Source organism: Planococcus chinensis, assembly GCF_042681545.1.
GTDB classification, from domain to species: domain Bacteria; phylum Bacillota; class Bacilli; order Bacillales_A; family Planococcaceae; genus Planococcus; species Planococcus chinensis.
Genome location: NZ_JBHUFW010000021.1, coordinates 1 through 22,078 on the forward strand (window position 1 = coordinate 1; position 22,078 = coordinate 22,078).

The 22,078-nt window shown below is 48.7% G+C and carries 19 protein-coding genes and 1 pseudogene; 14 read left to right on the forward strand and 6 right to left on the reverse strand.

The window, feature by feature from the left end; genetic code table 11:
• Nucleotides 1-364: 364 nt before the first annotated feature.
• The 4 genes from ACFSDB_RS17095 (at nt 365) to ACFSDB_RS17110 (ending at nt 5,106) form a co-directional block, all read left to right on the forward strand.
• Nucleotides 365-1,372, forward strand: coding sequence for a GNAT family N-acetyltransferase (locus ACFSDB_RS17095; protein WP_204893810.1), 1,008 nt, complete (start codon nt 365-367; stop codon nt 1,370-1,372).
• A 179-nt stretch (nt 1,373-1,551) separates the two neighbouring features.
• On the forward strand, nt 1,552-2,499 hold the full coding sequence (locus tag ACFSDB_RS17100) for an HNH endonuclease (RefSeq protein WP_204893811.1): 948 nt from the start codon (nt 1,552-1,554) through the stop codon (nt 2,497-2,499).
• Nucleotides 2,500-2,673: 174 nt separating this feature from the next.
• Nucleotides 2,674-3,405, forward strand: a complete 732-nt coding sequence (locus tag ACFSDB_RS17105; protein WP_377340738.1) for a creatininase family protein — start codon at nt 2,674-2,676, stop codon at nt 3,403-3,405.
• 354 nt (nt 3,406-3,759) lie between these two features.
• Nucleotides 3,760-5,106 carry a S8 family serine peptidase gene (locus ACFSDB_RS17110; protein ID WP_204893813.1) on the forward strand — a complete coding sequence of 449 codons (1,347 nt, stop codon included), beginning with the start codon at nt 3,760-3,762 and terminating at the stop codon, nt 5,104-5,106.
• 102 nt (nt 5,107-5,208) lie between these two features.
• On the opposite strand, the gene ACFSDB_RS17115 is transcribed toward ACFSDB_RS17110, so the two are convergent.
• The 4 genes from ACFSDB_RS17115 to ACFSDB_RS17130 form a co-directional block, all read right to left on the reverse strand.
• Nucleotides 5,209-5,661 carry a hypothetical protein gene (locus ACFSDB_RS17115; protein ID WP_204893814.1) on the reverse strand — a complete coding sequence of 151 codons (453 nt, stop codon included), beginning with the start codon at nt 5,659-5,661 and terminating at the stop codon, nt 5,209-5,211.
• Nucleotides 5,645-6,469 carry a DUF3100 domain-containing protein gene (locus ACFSDB_RS17120; protein ID WP_204893815.1) on the reverse strand — a complete coding sequence of 275 codons (825 nt, stop codon included), beginning with the start codon at nt 6,467-6,469 and terminating at the stop codon, nt 5,645-5,647. The genes ACFSDB_RS17115 and ACFSDB_RS17120 overlap by 17 nt, the downstream gene beginning before the upstream one ends.
• A gap of 36 nt (nt 6,470-6,505) precedes the next feature.
• Nucleotides 6,506-7,708 (reverse strand): M20 family metallopeptidase, encoded by a 1,203-nt coding sequence (locus ACFSDB_RS17125; RefSeq protein ID WP_377340742.1) that lies wholly within the window; start codon nt 7,706-7,708, stop codon nt 6,506-6,508.
• A gap of 278 nt (nt 7,709-7,986) precedes the next feature.
• Nucleotides 7,987-8,724: a GDSL-type esterase/lipase family protein gene (locus tag ACFSDB_RS17130; RefSeq protein ID WP_204893816.1), complete on the reverse strand. Its 738-nt coding sequence runs from the start codon at nt 8,722-8,724 to the stop codon at nt 7,987-7,989.
• 225 nt (nt 8,725-8,949) lie between these two features.
• On the opposite strand from ACFSDB_RS17130, the gene ACFSDB_RS17135 reads away from it, so the two are divergent.
• Together ACFSDB_RS17135 and ACFSDB_RS17140 are read left to right on the forward strand one after the other, a co-directional pair.
• Complete coding sequence (locus ACFSDB_RS17135; RefSeq protein WP_377340745.1) at nt 8,950-9,933, forward strand: ketoacyl-ACP synthase III; 984 nt, start codon at nt 8,950-8,952, stop codon at nt 9,931-9,933.
• 513 nt (nt 9,934-10,446) lie between these two features.
• Entirely contained in the window at nt 10,447-11,817 is a 1,371-nt protein-coding gene (locus ACFSDB_RS17140; RefSeq protein ID WP_204893818.1) for an IS4 family transposase, read from the forward strand.
• Nucleotides 11,818-12,058: 241 nt separating this feature from the next.
• Here the strand turns inward: ACFSDB_RS17140 and ACFSDB_RS17145 are convergent, their stop codons facing one another.
• A complete protein-coding gene (locus tag ACFSDB_RS17145; RefSeq protein WP_204893819.1) occupies nt 12,059-13,207 on the reverse strand; it encodes a YeiH family protein in 1,149 nt (382 codons plus the stop codon).
• Nucleotides 13,208-13,444: 237 nt separating this feature from the next.
• Nucleotides 13,445-14,299, reverse strand: coding sequence for a metallophosphoesterase family protein (locus ACFSDB_RS17150; RefSeq protein ID WP_204893820.1), 855 nt, complete (start codon nt 14,297-14,299; stop codon nt 13,445-13,447).
• 183 nt (nt 14,300-14,482) lie between these two features.
• Between ACFSDB_RS17150 and ACFSDB_RS17155 the strand changes: the two genes are divergently transcribed.
• From ACFSDB_RS17155 to ACFSDB_RS17190, 8 genes and pseudogenes are all read left to right on the forward strand, one after another.
• Complete coding sequence (locus ACFSDB_RS17155; protein ID WP_204893821.1) at nt 14,483-16,453, forward strand: phospholipase D-like domain-containing protein; 1,971 nt, start codon at nt 14,483-14,485, stop codon at nt 16,451-16,453.
• Between the two features lie 149 nt (nt 16,454-16,602).
• Nucleotides 16,603-17,025, forward strand: coding sequence for an NUDIX hydrolase (locus tag ACFSDB_RS17160; protein ID WP_204893822.1), 423 nt, complete (start codon nt 16,603-16,605; stop codon nt 17,023-17,025).
• A 10-nt stretch (nt 17,026-17,035) separates the two neighbouring features.
• A complete protein-coding gene (locus ACFSDB_RS17165) occupies nt 17,036-17,587 on the forward strand; it encodes a ribonuclease FAU-1 family protein (protein ID WP_204893823.1) in 552 nt (183 codons plus the stop codon).
• A gap of 14 nt (nt 17,588-17,601) precedes the next feature.
• Nucleotides 17,602-17,814 carry a hypothetical protein gene (locus ACFSDB_RS17170; protein WP_204893824.1) on the forward strand — a complete coding sequence of 71 codons (213 nt, stop codon included), beginning with the start codon at nt 17,602-17,604 and terminating at the stop codon, nt 17,812-17,814.
• An 18-nt stretch (nt 17,815-17,832) separates the two neighbouring features.
• A pseudogene (locus ACFSDB_RS17175) lies at nt 17,833-18,288 on the forward strand (Type 1 glutamine amidotransferase-like domain-containing protein); the annotation flags it as partial.
• A gap of 201 nt (nt 18,289-18,489) precedes the next feature.
• Complete coding sequence (locus ACFSDB_RS17180) at nt 18,490-20,325, forward strand: M6 family metalloprotease domain-containing protein (protein WP_204893825.1); 1,836 nt, start codon at nt 18,490-18,492, stop codon at nt 20,323-20,325.
• Between the two features lie 186 nt (nt 20,326-20,511).
• Nucleotides 20,512-20,994: a GNAT family N-acetyltransferase gene (locus tag ACFSDB_RS17185; RefSeq protein WP_204893826.1), complete on the forward strand. Its 483-nt coding sequence runs from the start codon at nt 20,512-20,514 to the stop codon at nt 20,992-20,994.
• 27 nt (nt 20,995-21,021) lie between these two features.
• The gene (locus ACFSDB_RS17190) at nt 21,022-22,005 is read left to right on the forward strand and encodes a macro domain-containing protein (protein ID WP_204893827.1); all 984 of its coding nucleotides are present in this window, start codon (nt 21,022-21,024) and stop codon (nt 22,003-22,005) included.
• The last annotated feature ends 73 nt before the right edge of the window (nt 22,006-22,078 follow it).

Below are 22,078 nucleotides of genomic sequence, written 5' to 3' on the forward strand. Positions count from 1 at the left end.
CAGTATACCGGGGTGTGAAAATAGAAAAAACCCCAAATGGGGTCACTTTTATAAAGTGTCTACCATTTGGGGTTCAGTTCACAACTAAGGGAGCTTTTTTCGTTAGCCGATCATCTGCAGAATCCGAAACAACGGATTGAGGATGAAGGTGTATGGGGATGATAAATAAAAAGAAGGTATGGTTTAATCATCAGAAAAATAGTAGTAGATGAAGACAGAAATATCTGATTTTTTCATCTAAATTTCACTTTTCTCGTCTATACTTTATTGAAACTGAAGTGACGGATTCGACTTAATGAAGGGCAATGCGTCAAAAATGCCGCTTTATTGGATTCTAGCCGCAAGCGGATGAGGGGGAAATCGTATGGAGGACGTCTATTTTGATGAGCGATACGGCAGACTGTTCGAGCAAATAGAAAATGGTGTTGCTGAAATTTTTGAGTTCCGCCACGATGCGGGGGTAATCAGGCACCTGTTCATCAAACGCGAAATCCCGCTGAATCTCCAAGGTCGTCGTTATTATGATCTGGTTACACCTTACGGCTATGGTGGCCCTCAGATCCTGCAATGTGAAGAAGGGCGGCAGGCTGAGCTGGTAGCGGCGTTCGAAGGAGCTTTTCAGGAATATTGCTCCAGCAATTACGTGGTCAGCGAATTTATCCGTTTCCATCCGCTGTCCGGCAATGCGGAAGATTTCCGTTCATGCTATGATGTGGCGTATCTTCGGGAAACCGTCGGCACAAATTTGAAAGCATACGCCGACCCGGTCGAAGCGGAATTCTCGAAATCAGTAAGAAAAAACATTCGCCAAGCGCTGAGAGCGGGAGTGGAGTACCGGACCACTCTGCAACCAACAGATCTGAGCGGATTTAAAAGCATCTACTATCAAACGATGGAGCGCAATGGGGCGGATGCCTTCTATTATTTTGCAGACGACTATTTCAATCGCCTGATGGAACTGCTCGGAGAACATGTGCTGCTCATAGAAGTGCTCTTCGAGGGCCGCGTAATCGGTGCAGCGGTCAATCTGGTCTTTAACAACCTTGCGCATACCCATCTGTCTGGCCATCTATCCGAATTCAACCGCTTGGCACCCGCTAGCGTGCTTTATTATGCATTGGCACTGTGGGGCAAAGCCCATGGCATTGACCTTATCCATGGCGGAGGCGGTCGGACAAATGAAGCTGATGACAGTTTGCTCCAGTTCAAAAAAGGATTCGGTGCCCAAAGCGGCTTTAAGTTCCATGCCGGCCGCAAAATCTGGAACCGAGAGGTCTACCAGGAATTATGCGTGCGGATGAATGTTCCGGCGAACACCGAGTATTTTCCTGCATACCGTTCAGTTCCGATCAATGAATTCAACTGCGTCTAAGAAATTGCTCGAAATCGTGTTGTAAAGCTGTTTTTCTGTCTTCTGTTCACAGTTACCTTTAAGTGAAATGCAAAAAGATGCTCTTAACTGGATCCCGCGCTTCCTTTTTTGCCAATCAGGCAGAAAAAGGCTTTTTGCGTTAAAATGGAAAGAAGGAAGCAGACAGTAGGAGGCATTTCATGAACAGCTTTATCGTCATGCAAGGAGAAACTTACCACGAAGAACGGAATGCAGGCATTCTATGGACGCCACAGATCGATAAATCCGGCATGGTGCCGCATTCATGGAACCGGATGAAGGAGCTTCAAAAAGGCGACCATGTTTTCCATTACGTCAAAGGCGAGATTGTCGCCATCAGCTTAATAGAAGAAGGGTGCCATCAAGGCGGAGTGCCGAACCGTTCCAAAGAAGCATTTATTGCGGGCGCAAGATATCTGGAACTCGATTTTCCGCTGTCGGTCCGGGAACATTTCAGCGAAATCCAGCCGCTGCTGCCATTGAAATATTCACCGTTCCAGGAAGACGCAAGCGGCAACTCAGGTTACCTCTATCCGTGCAATGAGGAACTGGCGATGCGTTTATTGGAGCTCGTGAGCACCCAAAACTTCTTTGCTGTGGAAGAAGAGCAATTGGAACTTGCAATTGAAGTGGTCAGAAGGACAAAGCACAATCCCCTCTTGACCATGATTTCAGAGATGGAAATGGACATCAAAACAAAAATGCGGTGGGGCAAGGTTCAGTTCCGCAAGAACCTTCAGGCCCTTTGGCAAGAAGGCTGTCCGCTTTGCGGCATTGCTATTGAGGAAGCAATGGCCTCAAGCTATGCAAAACCATGGAAAGACAGCACGGATGCCGAACGGTTGGATCCTTATAACGGCATTCTTTTATGCGCCAACCATGCAGCGCTTTACACAGCCGGCTTGATCGCGTTTACCGGAGGCGGCAGTTTGCGCGTTGCCAGCCGAATACCGGAACAGCTCTATCCGGTTTATGGCCTCGCTAAAGGTGCCAAAGTTCCGGCGGCCTCGGAACATGCCCCATATTTCCGTTGGCACAAGCGCAATATTTTCGTCGAGCCAAGACAGGTCCGCCTCCTTAAACCCGCAGAACAAACGGAAGCCGACTGACATGTCCGATCTGAACAACTTCCATTTGGAGGTTGTTCTTTTTTATGGAAATCCGTTTCTGAAGAGGGGATAAATGAGAGGGCGGCGAAGAACCTATAGAGTCTTTAAAAATTATCTGGAAAATGAAACAAGGAGGAGATTGCACTGAATAACAATGACTACCTGCTCGAACTCATGGACTGGAAAACCATTAAAGGAAAAGTCGAATCTGGAATGGATACCGTGATCATCTGTACCGCTTCCGTTGAACAGCATGGATTCCACCTGCCGGAGCTTACAGACACTTTGATCGGTGAGGCTGTGGCATTACGTACAGCCAAAAAAATGGGCAACGCACTGGTTGCACCGGTAATCCGGCCAGGCTTGTCGGACCATCATTTGCCGATGTCCGGCAGCTTGACGCTCCGTCCGGAAATCTACCGGGGGATAATAGAAGATTATTTAGCGAGCTATAAAAGGCACGGTTTTAAAAGAGCAGTAATTTTTTCATCCCATGGCGGCAACTTCAATGAAAATGAAAGCCTAGTCAAGAATCTGCGGGAAATACATCCGGACATGCAGATCAGCAGTGCTTTGACGCTTCGCCAACTATTGGATTTGATGTTGCAGTTTGAACAAAAATACGATCTGGCGGAAGGCAGCACAGGCCATGGCGGAGCGATGGAGACCTCCGTCATGCTGCATATCGCGCCCGAGCTGGTGGACATGAAGAAAGCGAAGCCGGGTTACATCGGTCCGTTGACCGATGAGGCGTTGGGAAAACTGTTCAAAGAAGGAATCATCGGGCTTACCGATGTGGGCATATTAGGCGATCCCAGACCGGCAAAAGCCGAGTGGGGGGAATATTTTCTGGAAGTCTTTTCTGATGCGGTCATCCAGGCGGTTGAAAAAGATTTTCATTCTTGATGGGAAAAACCACTCTCTATGTTCACAAGGCAATACGAAGCAGCCAAGCCCTCTTCCTAAGGGCTTGGCTGCTTGCTTTTATCAATCGAACCTATATAAAAAGCAGGTATTATCAATCATTTTTCGCAAGGGAAAATAGGCTAAGGGATATGCCAGTCCGCTGCTGAAAATTGTTGTTTTTTGACTGTTCAGCGGAATCATACTTTATTTCTATGAAAAATGTCAACGGTACCGGCGTGGCGATATGAACATTACATCCATATTTAACCATATTAAGGGAAATGTTGGTTGACGTTATTGAGTAGTTTGAATAAAATGAAAAATGAAACGATTACTAGGAGGATACCGAAACCGATGAAAAAGAAATTTGCAGCAGGTACATTAGCTGTGGCATTAAGCGCCGCAACATTATTAGGGACAACTGTAAGTGCTGAAGAGACGCTAGCGTCGAAAGAGGATTATATTGTTGTATTTAAAACTCAGAACAGCTTGCCAGCCGGCTATGAAAATGTGTTAGCCAAGGCAGGCGGGGAAGTAACGACTAAATTGGCAAAATTGGGTGCGGTGGAAGTGGCATCTTCAAATCCGAATTTCCTAGCGCAAGTGAAAAAATCTTCTGATGTATTGGATGTAGATGTCCAGCGTATCATATTCCCTGAAGCGCCTGCCCTCAGTACAGAAGCGGCTACAGATTCAGTCGGTGAAAATGCGGATCTCTACAATTCCCTTCAGTGGGATATCAAACAAGTGACCAATGACGGCGCATCTTGGGAATTGCCGGGAGGTACCGGCAAATCTGTGGATGGCAAAGATATCGTCGTCGCTGTGGTGGATACCGGAATCGATTACAATCATCCGGATTTGAAAGACAATTATGCGTACGGAAAATCATTCGTGCCGGGCTACCCGGATGCGATGGATGAAAACAGCCACGGAACGCACGTTGCCGGCGCCATTGCCGCAAACGGGCGGACGATGGGAGTAGGACCAGATTTGAAAGTGGCCGCTTACCGTGTATTCGGTCCGACCGGCGGAGCGACGACGGCAAGCATTGCAGATGCCTTGAAGACAGCTGCCGATGACAACGTCGATGTGGTGAACATGTCGCTTGGCGGATATGATTGGCTGCAGGATCCTGAGCAGCAAACCGCTGATATTGCAGCAGATATGCGTTTGTTCAACCGCGCAATCCAATACGCAATCCAGCAAGGTGTAACAGTGGTCGGCTCGTCTGGAAACAACGCTTTGGATATCACAAGCCCAGGGACGATTTCAGGCGATGATCTCGGCGCAACGCATAGAAGCCCAAGCAGCCAAGGATTGATCCGCGTATCAGCCGGCGGAGCGAACAAAAATCTGGCCTACTATTCCAACTACGGCGTCGGAAAGATTGATGTCATGGCACCAGGCGGAGATTTAGGGCCGAACTACGATCCGGTTACAAAGACTGGACGCGACAATTCCTACTTGGCACTGGCTACCATCCCTGGCGGCAAATACGGCTATAAAGCCGGAACCTCGATGGCTGCACCTAAAGTGGCAGGCTTGGCAGGCGTCATCATTGCCCAGCACGGTAAAGATACGTTAAACCCTGCACAAGTGAAGCACTTGATCCAATCTTCGTCAGAAGACGTGTTCAAGACGGGTTATGACAAATATGCCGGATTCGGTTTGATTGACGCAGAAGAAGCACTGGATTAATAAAATATAACACCTCCCAGGTTTAAAGCCGGGGAGGTGTTTTTGCGTTCTTATGGTTTTGTTGGACTGCCGAATTCAATTTTGCTGATGTTAAGAAACGGTTCAGATGATGCCCTGCATTCTCAAGACAACTTCTGCAATTAGAGCGGATCCAAGGAACGTACCGAGCAGGACGAACATCCCGATCACAATCGTTTTCCAACCCAAAGCCACAAAATCATGCCATGAGCGGCCGATGGAGACACCGGCATATGCAAGGATCGGCGTAGCGATTGCGAGCAGGCTGACTTGTCCGGTCCACTCGACGATTTTTTCCGACCCCGGCATGCCCGGGAGTGTCAGTACCAGTCCGAGTATGCCGATATAGGCGATGCTGGGCATCTGAAACGGGAGGAGCCGGTGGATGACAAGGCCGGCAATGCTGATGCCGATCAAAACAGCCAGCCCCGGCAAGGCCGTCAGCGGCATGATGTCATAGCCAATCCAATTGCCGATCAACATGATGGCCCCGATAATCATAAAAACAAGCACCCATTCCTTAAGGCTTTTTAACATATTCGGCGCCCCCTTTAACTTTCTGGTCTTTTTTTCTGGATAAGATTTCATACATCTTCACAGTCAACGGCAAGCCGACGAAAATGCTCATATACAAGCCGGTGACCGAGGAAATCAAATTGCTGACCCCGGAAAAGGCCGTCAGTTGGGCGCTCATATCCGGGAAAGCCGCAACGAGCGGCCCGAGAGAAGCGGCCGCCATGCTTCCGCTGCCGACGCCGGTAGCCATGGCAAAGGAAAGCGGATGCAAAGGCGTAACGGTTGCCAGAAATCCGGAGATCAGGCCGATGAAAATCGATCCGAAAACAGTACCGAAAATATACATCGCCATGACGCCCCGCCCTTCAGGTGAAGACAGGCCGTATTTATCGGTGATCAACGCAAGATTCGCTTCCCGGCCGATGGAATGCGTCATGCCTATGCTTTCACGTTTCAAGCCGAGAAACACAGCCAGCGGAAGCGCAAGGAAGATCGTTCCGAGGTTTCCGAACTCTTGAAGCAGTAAGGCAGGTCCTGCTTCGATTATCTGGGGAATTGCCGGACCTGCCTGGACGCCGAACTTGGCAATCAGGACGGCTACTGATAAGAATACTAGCGGTTCTGCATTGATGGATTGCTTGTCTTTAACGAGCGGCGTGAAGTAAAGTGCGAGCCCGATAATGACGGCGTAAAGCATCGGGAGCAATAGGATTACGCCGGGCCCGAGCGGAATGGAATGCGTTCCGATGGACTCTGTAACAACTACGATTGCCAGCACGACCAAGTGCAGGCGCCAATCCTTCCACATCTTCAAAGATTGTTCAGCCATTTTCATCGACCCCTTTTAAGTGTTTTATTATTTCTTTCATCGGGTTGCGGGTTCCGCTGTTTTAACGCCGCTTTTCATATAGTTCAATGCTGCAGAACCCAGCACTTTCGAAGCAATCAAAAGGGCCCGTTCATCGATATCGAATTTCGGGTGATGATGGGGGAACGATACTGCCCACTCCGGATTTTTCGCGCCAGTGAAGAAGAACGTCCCTTTTACATTCTGCAGGTAATAAGAGAAATCCTCGCCTCCCATAATCGGCTCCGTTTCCTTTACGGCTTCGACTCCTGGCACATCTCCGGCAAGGCGGGCAACGAATTCGGTCTCTTCCTTATGGTTCACCGTAGTCGGATAGCCACGCATATAGGTATATTCATAATCAGCACCTGCAGCATAGCAAGTTCCTTTGACGATGCGTTCAATCTCAGTTTCGATGAAATTACGGATGTCTTCCTTGAAGGTCCGCACTGTTCCGGTCATCGAAGCCGTGTCGGCAATGACGTTGTACGGATTTTTCGCTTCGAAATTGCAGACCGAAACGACTGCCGATTCAAGTGGGTCGACTCGCCTGCTGACGATTTGCTGCAAATTGCCGATCAGTTGGCCGCCGATGACAATGCTGTCTTTGGTCTCGTGAGGATTTGCCCCGTGTCCACCTTTGCCGATGATCTTAATATCAAAGCGATCCGGTGCTGCTTGAAGCGGACCGGAGCGATAGCCGATTTCGCCTATCGGCATCTGGGCTTGCAGGTGGGTTCCGAAAATGACGTCGACCCCTTCAAGGCAGCCGTCTTCGATCATGGCAATCGCGCCGCCCGGCGGCAATTCTTCTGCATGCTGGTGAAGGAATAAAACCGTGCCCTCGATCTCCGATCGCATGCCGTTCAAGGCTTTAGCCAGCCCGAGGAGCGTAGCGGTATGGCCATCGTGTCCGCAGGCATGCATGACGCCGTCATTCTGTGATTTAAACGGCACATCGGTTTCTTCGTGGATGGGAAGGGCATCGAAATCCGCACGCAGCGCCACCGTCGGCCCTGGCTTCGCGCCTTTCAAATACGCCAGCACACCGTTGCCGCCGACGTTCTCGCGGACTTCATGGCCGAGCTTCCGATGATAATCCGCGATGTATTTTGCAGTATTTTCTTCCTTGAAGGAAAGTTCGGGATTCTGATGTAAAAATCGGCGGATTTCTACCATTTCGTCATAAATATTATCCAATTTCGCGAATAAATGATCCAAAAAAGCTCACTCCTCTTTCTTTCTGATTTTTTCTAAAGTTAGCATAACTATTCGTTATTGTACATGGAATATTCAGAATTAGGAAAAAAGGTTTATGCTGCTTCCAGATAAAGCGTTTACCGCTTTCTTAAGAGCACATGTTTTTATCAGGGAATTCGTTCATTCCAACAGAACGTACTTCCCGTTAGGGCGGACCCTTTGAAAATCGCAATAAATGCTCCCACAGCAAAAGAAGATGCAGCCAGTTGGTATGGCTGCATCTTTTGAGAGTGGAATAGTTAATCCAATCCGAGCGCATCGATTCCGATATCTGAGAGGACCTGCTGGCCGGCAGCCGTCGGGTGGATATCCCTTAGAATCACATAAATTGCCTGGTCGTTGCCGAATGCTGCATTGGCATCCGCTAGGGAGACTCCGCTGAACAAGGACGCCAACTGCGCAAATTGGCCATTGATCAAAGGCAGGATCGGATCTGCTGCATAATGGAGCGGGTCATTGAGCTGAAATGGATTGTAGACGTTGTACAATACAATCGGTGCATCAGTCAAAGCGCGTGTTTGAGTCAAAATCGACAAAAGGTTTGCAAACACATCACTGCTTGCCAGTTTCTGCTGCAACAGCAAATTGAAAAGATCCTGATTTCCGCCGCTCTTTGCACCGGTTTCGAGTAGAATTTGGAGCAGGTAGTTATTGCCGATGGTCACAGCGACATAATCTGCATGTATAATTGCCTGGCGGTATTTCTGATCACTTTGAAGCGCTGCCAGAAGCTGGTCTGTCTGCCAGCCTGGAATACCAAGATTCCGCACCCGTAAATCGTCTTCTTCGCCGATCAAGTAAGGATAAGCAGTTTTCGCAGGATTCCTGTTGTTCTGACCAAGATTATAGCCAAAAGGAATTGAATCGCCAAGGGCGACGAGTGACTCTTTCACGTTGCCGTTTTGCGCGAAAGCGGCAGGAGCGGATAGTGAACCGGCTAACAAGATAATGGCTGCCATTTTCAATGATTTCTTCATACAACACTTCCTTTCTTGGTAGTAAGTGAAAGTGTATAGAAAATTGATAGAATTGTCTGTTAATTTTCATGGTTGAACAAAAGCTATATTTGTTGGCAATTTTGCCTGTTCCTCCAAATGGGAACTAGGCCAATACTACAAAATGGCTTCTACGGACATTTTTTAGTACTTAATACTAATAGTTGGTGTTAGAATAGAACGAGCATGTATAAAGGAGCGATCGATTTGTACACTTCAAAAGCCAGGATAACAGCCGTCGGTTCATATGTACCAGAACAGAGGCTAACCAACAACCAGATAGAAGAGTTGGTGGAGACCAACGACGAATGGATCGTCCAGCGGACAGGAATCAAAGAACGACGGATTGCCGGTGAACATGAATATACAAGCGACATCAGCATCAAAGCAGTCGAAAATCTGGCAGAGCGCTTCGGAAAATCACTTGAGGATGTTGACATGGTCATTGTTTGTACAATGACGCCGGATATGAAAACGCCGAGCGTGGCTGCTTTGGTACAGGCGAAGCTGGGCATTCCAAACACCGGCACAATTGACTTGAATGCCGCTTGCGCCGGCTTTGCCTATGGGCTCCATGTCGCAAACGGGCTCATCACAGCCGGACTGAACCAAAAGATATTGGTCATCGGTGCAGAGACCTTTTCCAAAATCATCGATTACAGCGACCGGTCCACTTGTATCCTGTTCGGTGACGGCGGGGGGGCGGTGCTGGTGGAACACGACGAGGAAAAACCGAGCTTTATCGCTTCCCATATGGGAACCAACGGGGAACAGGCCCATAATCTATATTGCAGCAATCTTGCAACCCGCATGTTCGGCGAAGAGCTGGCAGTCAACGGATTTGTTGCGCAGAACGGGCGGGAAGTCTATAAATGGGCGGTCAATACGGTTCCTAAAGGCGTCAAAGCATTGATGGAAAAGGCCGAAATTGGTGCTGCTGATGTGGATTGGTTTATTCCGCACAGCGCAAATCTTCGGATCATCGAGTCGATTTGCAGCAGGAGCAAATTGCCTCTTGAACGGACAGTCTATAGCCTGGAATATTTCGGCAACACTTCGGCTGCGACGATTCCCCTGTCTCTTGATAAGGGGATGTGTGAAGGGAAAATCAAACCGGATGATAAGCTGCTGTTGTACGGTTTTGGCGGCGGCTTGACCCATGCCGGTCTGGTATTGAACTGGTCTATTTGATTCGGCGATACAAGAATAAACGAGCAGAGAAAAGCCGCCATTCCTTTCGGAGTGGCGGCTAAGGTTGTATACAAAAGAATAATTATTCAATTAGATGAATAGAACTAATGGAAGCTACATTGGATCCTCCACTTCAGGCGGACGCTTTCCGCGGGCTCGCGCCGAACTAGCTCGGACTAGCGTCCGAGCGGATTTCGACACTTCGCTATCCCGCAGGAGTCGCCGCCTTCCGTTGCGGATCTTGAAGCTAGCGGCTTGTACCCAACAGGTCAAAGTAGGAACAACGCCTCGACCTTATCTTTTTGATACAGTTGACGCTCCCGACCCGGCTGGCCGCGAGACTCCAGTGGGAGCAGTGAAGGAGCGAAGCGACTGAGCGACTCGAGCTGAAGACCCTGGACCGAGGGAAGCGAGGGAAGCGGCTGAAGCCGACATAGCTGTCAACTTAAGAAAAAGCATAATTCCTCTCAAAAGATGGTATGGAAGAATACCACCTTAGAGAGGAGTTTTTTTATGGTTATTGCTCCGGGCTTACTTGACCACTTATTTTCTTTTTTGTCAGATGAGACCGTTGATGCCATCGCCAAAGAGACTCGCTTCATCCAGCGGAAGCGAAAAATTAGTGCTCAGGATTTTTTGGCGCTCTTGTTCGATTTTCATGGAAACTTGATCGATCCGAGCCTGCAGGAGCTCAGTATGAACCTCAGTATGGAACAGCACCTCGAAGTCAGCCGAAATGCCATCGACAAGAAATTCACACCGGAGGCCGTCCAGTTTCTCCGACGGCTGGTGCAGGAGCTGATGCTCTGCGAGCAACTGCTTCCGCTTCTGCGGCATCCGTTGGCGACCGATTTGCCCTTTTCCCAGCTCTTTGTGATGGATGCTACATCCGTTGAGGTGCCCGGCTGGGCACAAGAACGTGCGAAAAAGACGCGCCAAGCCTATGTGAAAATCCAACAGGAGTTTGACGTATTGACCGGGCAGCTTCACTTTTTCAGTATGGACTTGGAAAACATCAATGATACGGTTATGGGGGCGAGACGAGTGCCGTTTCTTGAGGGGCAGGAGCTCTGCCTGCAGGATCTCGGCTATTTCCATTTCGCCATGTTTGAAGGGATTCAGGAAAAAGAGGGGTATTTTTTGACCAGGTTCCGAAACGACGCCTACCTCGCCTATAAGAATCCTTTTCCAGCCCATCATCCGGATGGCTCCGTTATTGCGAGCAGCGAATACCAGCGCATTGATCTGGTCGGATTGTGTGACCGGATGATGCCAGGAGAAGTATTGGAACTTGAAGAGGTCTACTTCGGACGAGATGCCCATTTCCCTGCGCGTTGCGTGCTGCTTGCCCAAAGCGAGGAACACAAAGAGAAACGGCGGGAAAAGCTGCAGCGGCGGGCAATGAAATCCAGAAAGACACCCAAACCGATGGTTTGGGAGTTGGCTGGGATTACCGGGTATATGACCAATGTGCCGCAGGAGATCCCACCTGAGCACGTGGTGCAGCTGTATCGGCTGCGCTGGCAAGTGGAATGGAATATCCGGGGCATGAAATCTTTTTTTGGGCTCGATCACTTCAAGTTGGTCAAGCGGGAGCGCTGGCTTTGCCACCTCTATGCGACCTTATTGATGTACCTGCTGAGCCAGCTGATTGCGTACCAGATCCGGAATGTGATTTGGCAGGAAAAAGAAATAGAAATCAGTGAGACGGTGGCGATCCGAAGCATCGCCAACCACTTTCTTCCGAAGCTCTATCACGCATCCCGGCAAAAAAAGAAGACGCTCCAGGCGTACATCCCTTTGATTACCCGGTTGCTCACCAGAACTGCACGGAAGCCGAATTCCGTCAGAGGGACTGCCATGAAGCGCCTTTCACTCAATTAGAAGAACTTAAAAATCGCCGCCGGAAGGTGGCTTATTTGGCGTTCTTCATTATTTCCATTGCCTCTCTAAACCCAGATGAAACCCTTCCAGCAATAAAAAAATCATGAGAAGGGTCTTCTGGAAATTCTAAAGTTGACAGCTATGGGCTGAAGCCGAGCCCACGGAAAGCGAAGTGGTCAGCCCGGTCGGGCTTATAAATCTCTGTTGGTTTAAATTATAGTTTGTCTTGATGATATATTTTTTAAATTTTGATGAACCCGCCGAACAATGAAATCAGCAGCAGGCTGACGGCACCGACAGAGAGAGCGGCGATTAGCCCGATATAGAACGGCTTGATTCCTAACCCCTTGAATATTTTAAGATTCGTTGACAAACCGACTCCGGCCATCGCTAACCCGAGACCGTAAGTCGATCCGAAAGAACTCCAGAAGCTGTAGAACGACTCCCAATCCGCGGGCGAGAGAAAGCCGAAGGCGGCACCAGTGGAAGCAGCGGTGGCATCGCCGATGGTGCGCAGCAGCGACAGAAGAAGGAACCCTAAAATGAACAAAGGAAAAAGTTTATACCATTTCGGCAAGTCGCCAGCCTGGCCGGTTCCGTTTTTGCGGCCGTTTCGGAAAAACAAATAGGAAACGAACGGAATAACAGCAATGATAAAGACATTTCGTGTTAATTTTGTAATTGTCGCTACATCGACGACGGTCTTGGAATCATACATCTGGTCATAGATCAAGGCTGCCCCGGCCACTTGGGCTGTGTCATGGATGGCGGTGCCGAGGAAAAGGCCGGCTTTGACCGGTTCTCCTTCGAAAAATGCATGGGCCAGATAGGGGTAAAAGAGCATGCCGAGAAGCCCGAAAATCGTGATATTCGCAACAGCATAGGAGATTTCATCCTCTTTTGCTTTGATTACGGGGGCAGTAGCCATAATTGCGGTTATACCACAAATGCCGGTCCCTGTCGCAATCAAGGTCCCAAGGCGGCTGGACTGCTTCAGTTTAGCCGTAAAATACAAAGTGACAAACAGGCCGACGGAAATGCAGGCGATTATGAGCGGCAGTCCCCACGCACCAAGCTTCAACGCTTCGGTCAAACTGAGCCGAAGGCCGAGCAGGATGATCCCTGCCCGGAGAGCATACTTCACAGCAAAGCCGATTCCTGACAGGAATAGTTCCGGCAGACCGACTGTATTGCGGATGATGATGCCAAGCAGGATGGCAACAAAAATAGCGGAAATCGGGCTAGAACTTCCTTCCGGTAAAATTCCTGCGGCCAAAAGCGCGGCGCCAATCGCTTCAGCACCATAGATCCCCGCCAAAAGGACGATCAAACTGAGCAGAAGGCCGGGAAAGAGCCCAATCCAGCTTTTATCAAATCTTCGGTTATTCATAAACACATCTGCTCCTTCTGAAGGGTTGCACAAGACCGGTTCTCCAGGAACAAGAATCCGGTTCTTACTTTAATCCTACCATCTGTGCAGGAGCGGGCACAGCGTTTTTCGTGAATTTTCAAGCTGCGAAAAGAAATTGGGGCTGCCTGTTCGTTAAATCGTTGGTCAAAAAAGAGCTTAACGCTTGAAAAGCACAGCCGGCATCCAATTGCCGGCTGTGCTTTTATCAAGTGGAACTTATACTTTCTGTTTTTCTACTATAGAAGAACCGGGCAGCGGAATCATGTATTTGAAATAAGCTGCATCTTCGACCGGATTCCGCTTCAATGCGAAATGGGGGATGGCATTGCCGATTTCCTCCGCATGGTTCTTTAATGCCTCATCGTCAATCATCACAGAATCAATGGCAATAAAGGATTCGGTGATTTCGATCACCCGCACCGCTTGTTCATCGAGAACTGCAGCAAGCTGCAAAAATGTCCAATCATTCCGGGCTGCCAGGGAATTGGCATGGTTATGGCCATTGACATAAAGGCCGGGTCCCTGTTTCATGCTAAGTATTTGCCAAATCGGGACATCCGGATGGATGCAGCGCTTGTCTTTCTCGGAATGGAGCGTCGTGGAGAACACCGGATGATGGCCGAATACGACCAGCGGCCGCTCTGCTGTCTCTTCTATGACGGCTTCGAGCCAATACTGCTGTGTAGCATCCATCGTTCCGCCCCAATCGTCGTAATCCTGCTCCCTTGCAGTATCGAGAAATGCCAGGACAGCCGACTCGGTGCTGAGTGTATGAAAGCGCTCTTGCCCAGAAATGGAAAGGACCTGGCTGCGCGGCATTGCGTAGAGATCATGATTGCCTAAAACATGCCTGAAAGGTTTTCCGTGCTTCCGGATGATGGAATAGATCTCGTCCAGTTCATCACGGCGGCCGAAATTCGTCAAGTCTCCAATGGAAACATAAAGATCCGCCGGCACTGAGAAAAAACGATCCAAAAACGTTTCGTAAAAAACGCGCCGATTTTCCTCGATAGATGCAAAATGGTCTTCCAAAGCCGGATAATGCAAATCACCGATCACTGCAATTTTCATATTCCTCTCCAACTCCTCTCATTCTCTTACGCACCCATTATGGCATCCCTATATTAAGGCCTTATGAACGGGATAATAAGAATTGTAAATTCACTAAACATTGCAAAAGGTCTATAGGCAAAAGGCTTATGTTCGGTTACAGTAAGACTCGGAATACAAATAATTGAATTTGAAGGAGAAAAAATGGAAAAAATATCAAAAAAATTACTTTTATCCACTTTGCTTTTCGCTCTTATCTTTTCTTCCTGGACCCCTGTTCGACAAGCCGATGCAGCAGCAATCGGGGATGTGGCGATCAATGAAATCGCCTGGATGGGGACGGCCACAGATTATAACGACGAATGGATTGAACTTTTTAACAACAACAGCACGGATCTTTCATTGACTGGTTGGACACTTTCAAGCAGCGATGGCTCTCCGGAAATTCAGTTGTCCGGAACAGTTCCGGCCAAAGGCTTTTTCGTCCTGGAACGGACAGATGATGCGACCTTGCCGGATTTTGCGGCTGACCAAATTTATATCGGCGCGTTAGGGAATGCAGGCGAGCACCTTTTCCTAAAAGATGGTACAGGAACGGTCATCGATGAAGTCGACGCGTGGCATGCCGGCGACAATTCAACAAAAGCGTCCATGGAACGGATCGATCCGGCCGCAGCCGGTACGAACGCAGCCAATTGGGCGTCTTCGGCTGAAGGGTATACAGGCGGCTACGGGACGCCCGGCAAAACCAATTCCAATGCTGCGGCACCGGGCGGCGGCTCATGCGAAAGTTCTGCAGAACAGTTGAACCAGGTATCCGATGCTCCTGATGCCATCAATGTTTATTTCAATAAATGCGCACAGGAAGAGTATGCTTCTCCCGGAAACGCAGCGAACTACAACGTCAACTTGGAAAACCGGCTGATTGAACGCATCAATGGGGCGACAAGCAGCATAGACTTTGCTACTTATGAAATCAATTTGCCGAAAATCGTGGACGCTTTGGTGGCAAAGGCTGCTGAAGGTGTGGACGTCCGGGTCATTGCAGATGCCAAAGATGCTTCAGACCCGAGCTATGCGGAACGCTTTGAGACGATGAAGCTGTACATAGAGAAGCTGGTGCGCGGCAACGATCTGGCACTTGGCACGGCGGATGACATCACCGTATTTTCAGAGTCGCCGATGCTGGCTGTGGAAGATCCGGCAAAGCGCCGGAGCCACGGTCTGCCCGAAAGTCCGGCTGACATCACAGAAAAGACCATTGTGGTAGGAAACACAGAAACGACCGGACACTTGATGGTCGAAGGCGAACAGAAAACGGACGGTGGCTATTATTCACCGTCAACGCAGATGCACAATAAATTTGCAGTTATCGATGACTCATGGGTATTCACCGGCAGCTGGAACTTTACGGTGACCGGACTCTATGGGTCTGATGAAAATATGGCGAACGGCATCCTTGACGGAAACCAGAACCACGTAGTCGAAGTGAACTCCCATGTGTTAGCAGGAATTTACGTAACAGAATTCAATGAGATGTGGGGATCCGCTGCGTTGATGCCAGACCTGCACAATGCGAATTTCAGTTCACGAAAAACCGATAACACCGCACATGAAGCTATGATCGGCGGCAAACGTGTGGAAATTTTCTTTTCGCCGGGTGACAACGCAGTGGCGCGGATGGCCGAGCTGATCCGTAACGAGGCGCACTTGAAAACCTACTTTACAATCTTTGCCTGGAGCGATCAGGTGCTGGTCGATGAATTGAAGAATAAATGGGAAGGTTCTTATGAAGATCAGAAAGGGACACTGACAGGTTTTGATGTTAAAGGCGTATTCGACAGCAGCTTCTGGACCCAATGGTGGTCGGCAAGCATCGAAATGACGGGACAGACCGCCGAAGGCAGCGCCAACAATCCGAATACGCGTTGGACGAATCCGGCACCTGTCTACAAAGACGCCGAATCCCGCAAGCTCCATAGCAAAACGATGCTCGTGGATGCGGATACCGACAGCGACCCTACCGTCATCGTCGGCTCGACCAATTGGAGCGCGAACGGGGAAGATATCAACGATGAGAATCTCTTGATCATCCATAACAAGGCCATCACCAACCAATTTGTACAAGAATTTAATGCCCGTTATCTACAAGCAGGCGGGCAGATTGCGCACTGAATCTTTAAAAAGGTAGAAACCGGATATGCGGTTTCTTCCTTTTTTCATTCTGGAGCTGGTAAAAGGAAGTTATTGTAAACTTTTATAGAACTTTAAAAGAAATATGGATATAGTAGGTAATAAAGAATCACGTGAAAGAAGGAATATCGATGAGAGACAGGGCAGCAGCGGTTTTGCTGAAGGAGAATCAGATTGCGTTGATCAAACGGAGCTGGAAAGATGAAACGTATTTCGTCTTTCCGGGCGGTGGCATAGGAGAAGGGGAAACTCCGGAACAAGCGGCTGAAAGGGAAGTTTTCGAGGAACTCGGACTTGTGGTCAAAGTGCGGGATTGCCTGGTCCAGGAACAATATGAAGGAACGCAATTTTTCTTTGGAGCGGACATCCTTTCCGGGGAGTTCGGCAGTGGAAAAGGGGAAGAATTCATGGATCCCGAGCGCAACCGGGGCAAGTACGAACCCGTTTGGCTACCCATCCGGGAAATGTCAAACAAAGACGTCAGGCCGCAAAATGCAGCGGTGAAGCTGCAGAAGCTTCTAGTCGGAGCGCATCCGGCAAATCAGGAGAGGTGAAGGGGATTTGATGCTAAAACGAAAATATGCAAACTTGCCCAATTGGGAGCGCCTTCGAGAAAAGCGATATGTACAGGAATATGTTAAGGTTCCGGAATTCGAAGGTGTTGTCGGTTTGGTATTTCTGGACTCAGTGGAAAAACCGATGTGGGTCCGCCATACAGGAAAGGAGCTTTGCATAGCAGACAATGGCTTTCAGTGGCTTCAATACTTCCCGAAATGCAAGAACCATACTGTCACTGCAATTTACGATGAGCAAGGGGAGATTGTCCAGTGGTATATCGACATCTGCCTTCTGAACGGTTTAGAAGATGGCAACGCTTTTATGGACGACCTATTTCTGGACTTGATTCTGCTGCCGACCGGCGAAGTTTTCGAAAAAGACAAGGATGAGATAGAAGCTGCTTTGAAAGTTGGAGCCATTTCCCGCAGTCAATACGACATGGCGTATCGGGAATTTTACCGGCTGCTTGAAGAGATTCAACGGGGGTACTTTCCATATAAGAAATTGGCTAATACCCATAAAATGCTATTGGAACAGAACTTGGCAATGCTTGAATGAAAGAAGGGAAACAAATGGGAACAATCCTTTTGACCGGAGGCGGCGATAAAAGACATGGTGAAAAACTTAAGATTCTCTCGATGGAGCGGCTAACCAAAGAAAGATCGCTTCTATATATTCCCATTGCGTTGGAAGCAACTGTTCCGTATAAAGAACGTGAAAAATGGGCGAAGGATCTGTTTGCTCCATTTGGAATAATTCAGATTGAGATGTGGACTGAGCTTTAAAACAAAAAGCTCGAGGATCTCCGTGCCTTTTCCGGAATATATATCGGAGGCGGCAATACTTTCTCTCTGCTTATGGAATTAAGGGAAAGCGGTTTTGGCAAAGTGTTGAAGGAGTATTGGAAAGAAGGTGGCACAGTAATTGGCAGCAGTGCCGGAGCGATCATTTTAGGTGAAGACATCGGTACATGCGCGCATTTGGACACTAACACGGTCGGCCTTAAAGAACTCGGCGGGTTAAAGCTTGCCGCCGGCTTTTCCGTATGGTGCCATTACTCGCCTGATGACGATGCATTGATTGAAAAATTCATCCTCGAAAATGAAACCCTCATTTTGGCGCTGTCAGAAAAAACCGGCGCTCTTCTTGATGCCGGAAAGCTCACCATGACAGGCACTTTCCCGGCTGTAATATTCCAAAGAAGAGGAAAGGAGATTGAACGCCTGGTAATTAGGCCAGATGAAACAATTGCTTTTTAGAAATGAAAAATCTAGTGATGGCCCGCATTTTACTCCGGATAACAATCGAAGTTTTAAAGAACAGTATACGGATTTTATATATTTCGAAAAATAAGTATTTCGTTACACTAAATAAAAAAGAAATCATTTCTTTCTACCTATTCCAAATTTACTGAATTATTTATACAATCTTACAGAAACAACTTTTAAGGGGGAAAAGGAATGTTAAAAGTCTTATCAACATCAGCCATGGCGCTGGCTTTAGTAGGAAGCGCCGTATTTGCAGGAGCAGGGGCGCAGGAAGCGAGCCCGGTCCAGACGAACAAAGCGGAAATCAGTTTAGGCCATTATGTAGGGGCTTCACCGGAGCTTTCAGAAAAAGCGAAGAAGCTCGGTTTGGATCTGTCGAAAGTGGATCCGGCGGAGGAATTGGCTGAGCAAGGCACGAAATTCCAGAAGCCTGGCGATAACCATGCTGCTTATAATGTTACACAAGGCGATGTCCCGGTCCTGGTAATCTTGGCTAAATACAAAGACGGCGATGAGCCGGTCGGCGATATGCCAGGTCAAGTGCCAGCAGAATACTATGAGGATCTGATTTTCGGTACGGAATACAATCCGTATAAACTTGAGCAGTTCAAGCAGTACGCGGAATACAACGGCGTAAAAGCACCGACAAATGCTACGATGCAGAATGTCTATAAAGAATCAAGCAACGGCAAAGTGAACCTTGTCCGCAAAGAAAACACGGATTTTGCTTGGGTTGAGCTGCCAAAAGGCGCTTCTTATTATCTTGACCAAGAAGGAACATATGCTGAAAACGGCAAATATGTCCTAGGAAACGTCAATGGCGACGCGCACACGGGCGAATTCGTCCGCGACCTTTTGAAAGCGGCCGACGAGCAAGTCGACTTCTCTAACTACGCAGTCGACGGCGAAGTGCCGAATATCTTTGTGGTGCATGAAGGGACAGGAGCTGAATTCAGTTCCGACCCGGCGCAGTTCTGGTCGCATAAATGGAGTCTGTTAAGCGCATTGTACTATGGCAAATACTATGAAACAGGAAAACCTGCAGACCAGTATGAAGGAAAAACGCAAGGCGAATGGATCAACGAAACAATCGCTGAAGACATGACTTACGACGGCGTTCTTGTCAACAATTACAACATCCAGCCGGGAATCGGCGGCAACGTTGCCGGCTATGATGCAGCAACCGGCACCTATTCTGATGCAGCGAAAACAGGCCCGTACCCGGCTCAGCCTGGCGTATATGCGCACGAATTCGGCCATGCCCTCGGTTTGCCTGATTTTTACGACACGCTTTACACTTCTGAAGGCGTCGGCAACTACTCGATGATGGCTGGCGGTTCTTGGTTGCGTTACCCGAATGCCAACGCTTATTCAGGAAACTCACCGGTCCACTTTGATCCGTTCTCCAAAGTGTTCCTTGGCTGGACAAACCCGATCGAAGTCAAGCCTGAAAGCGGCAAACAATCCATCACATTGCCTGCCATCAACAAGGCCACTGCTGACAATGGCATCGTGAAAATGGAAGTTCCAGGATCAAACGGCACGGAATACTTCTTGTTTGAAAACGTACAGCAGGATGGCTTCAACAAAGGATTTGGACGCCAAGGCGCTGACGCAAACGGGTTGTTGGCATGGCACGTGGATGAAAATGTCATCAACCTTTACCAGACAGCCGGCTTCCGCCCGAACAACGTGGAAAACTGGATGAACAAGCGCTACCAGTACAACCAGTTCCAGGTTGCTTCAAACGGCGAAAAAGTCACGCATTACGGCTTGTCTCTTATGCAAGCTGACGGCAAGTACGATTTGGAGAAAAACGTGAACCGCGGCGATGCGGGCGACTTCTTCAAAACGGGCAGCAAAATCACACCGGTTTCCGGCAATGTCCATTCCGGATCTTACTACTTCTGGAAAGGCGAAACTGCCACACCGGCTGATTCCGGTATTCACGTAACTGATATCGTCGAGAACGAAGATGGATCGATCACTGCAAACTTCTTTTACAACAGCAACGCTAGCACTAAATAAGAAAGATCAAACCGCCGGACCAGCAAAGGTTCGGCGGTTTTCTTATGGGCCACATCCTTGGCAAGAGCCGAAAAGAACATTTCGACAGCTTTGCAGGATTTGCAGCACAATTGTAGTATAGAGTATGGATAGCCAATTTTTTCAAAATATCAAAAATCACATATGGAAATGGAGTGGCATGTAACAATGGCGGTTACCAGAAAAGCGACGACCGGAGATCTCAAATCCATCCAAACCATCGCAAGCAAGAGTTGGAATGATACATATGAGGGGTTGATTCCCGAAGACATCCAATCCCGCTTTTTAAGTGAAGCTTATTCGGACAAAATGATGCCGGTGCGGCTTGAGAAGACCTTATTATTAGTTGCTGAACAAGGGGGAGAGCTGGTCGGCTTTGCTAATGGCAGAGAAAAAGAAGGCGCAGCCTATCTTCATGCGATCTATTTGTTGCCGGAAGTCAAGGGTTCAGGGATCGGAACCCAATTGCTCGAGCACTTGATTGCCGAATTGGGGCCGGTGCATGAAATCCATGTGGAGGTCGAGAAAGGAAATAAGAGCGGCGAAACCTTCTATGCAGCCAAAGGCTTCAAAGAAATCGAGGTTTTCGAAGAAGACCTTTATGGGCATACTTTAACAACCAGAAAAATGGTGCTGAGCGTGTCGGAATAACATTCGGGAAAGGAAGGAGAGTATGGCATGCCATTAGAGATTATCCGAAACGACATCACCAAAATGCACACCGATGCCATTGTCAATGCAGCAAACAGTTCACTGCAAATGGGCGGGGGAGTTTGCGGAGCGATTTTTGCAGCTGCAGGGCCGCGAGAGCTTCAAGAAGCGTGCAACGAAATCGGGCATTGTCCGACGGGTTCTGCAGTGGCGACTAAGGCGTTCCGCATGGAAGCGAAGTACATCATCCATGCGGTCGGGCCGGTCTGGAGGGGCGGCGGGCACAAGGAAGAGGAACTTCTCCGCTCGGCTTATGCCAGTTCATTGCGCCTTGCCGAAGAATTGGAATGTGCGTCCATCGCGTTTCCGCTCATTTCTTCCGGCATCTACGGCTACCCGAAGGAAGAAGCGCTACAAGTGGCGATATCGGAAATCCACCGCTTCTTGATGGACCACGAAATGCTGGTTTACCTGGTCGTGTTCGACAAAAAATCGTTTGGAATCAGCGAAAAGCTGGTCCGCTCGATAGATGCTTTTATTGATGAACACTATGTTCGCGAACAGGAATTGCATTATTCACGAAGCCGCCAAATTGAAATCCGTGCTCAGGCAATGAAGGAAGAAATGCTGGATGCGGCACTGCCCGGATTGGAAGAATTGATGGGCAGGCTGGATGAATCATTTTCTGTTCGTCTGTTCCGGCGAATCGATGAAAAAGGGATGACCGATGTCGAGACCTATAAAAAAGCCAATATCGACCGCAAGCTTTTTTCGAAAATCCGAAATTCGCCAGACTACACGCCGATGAAAAAGACCATCATCGCTTTCGCCATTGCGCTGGAGCTGGATGTTGAAGAGACGGAAGACCTGCTCCGTGGCGCTGGCTATACCTTGTCCCGAAGCAATAAATTCGACGTCATCATCGAATACTTCCTGGTCAACGGGAAATACAATATCCATGAAATCAACGAGGCGCTATTCATGTTTGATCAACCGCTGCTTGGCGCATAATCGCCATAACCGCATTCCAACTGGGATGCGGTTTTTTATTCTGTTTGCACGTTCGTTTAAACGAGCTTTATAA